This is a genomic window from Enterocloster aldenensis (assembly GCF_003434055.1).
In the GTDB taxonomy this organism is placed as follows: domain Bacteria; phylum Bacillota; class Clostridia; order Lachnospirales; family Lachnospiraceae; genus Enterocloster; species Enterocloster aldenensis.
On the sequence record NZ_QVEX01000044.1, the window covers coordinates 290 to 814 of the forward strand.

Annotated in this window: 1 protein-coding gene; it reads right to left on the minus strand. The window is 37.3% G+C overall.

Annotated features, from left to right (window positions below; all coding sequences use genetic code 11):
- Positions 1 to 76 precede the first annotated feature (76 nt).
- Complete coding sequence (locus DWX59_RS28375; RefSeq protein ID WP_117563482.1) at positions 77 to 487, minus strand: DUF3846 domain-containing protein; 411 nt, start codon at positions 485 to 487, stop codon at positions 77 to 79.
- Positions 488 to 525 lie beyond the last annotated feature (38 nt).

Sequence of the window (525 nt, forward strand, 5' to 3'; positions counted from 1 at the left end):
TTCTTTAATATTTTGGATTTTTTAAACATAAAATGCATTTCTCCTTTGATTTTAAATTACAACACTTTACTTTTTATTACATCGTTATTTCCGGCTCAGGTTCATCCGCCATTTCCTCATCGGGAGTATTTTCTACCTCAATTTCCGTAGCCTGCATTTGCTCCAATACGATAATGGGAGTTTCAAACATTTCGGAATATTTCTTGATCTGATCATCGGTAAGTGAACAGCTGTCCCATTCGCCGTATTCGTTCATATAATTTCCTGAAACAAAGAAAGTTCCATGTACAAGAACATTTCCCACAATACGATTAGGCTGTGAACCATTAAGCAGGAATTCATCGTTGCACCAAGCAATCGCAGTTTCTTTCGGCTCAAAATATATAGGTTCGATACACCCTCCGACTATTGCCTGCATATCGTGAATATCATCGCCGATTTCCTTTTCATACGGCGCTTTTTCAGGCTCAATAACAAGTATTTTCATTTACAAAACCTCCTCATCTTCATTGCAATAATCCCACA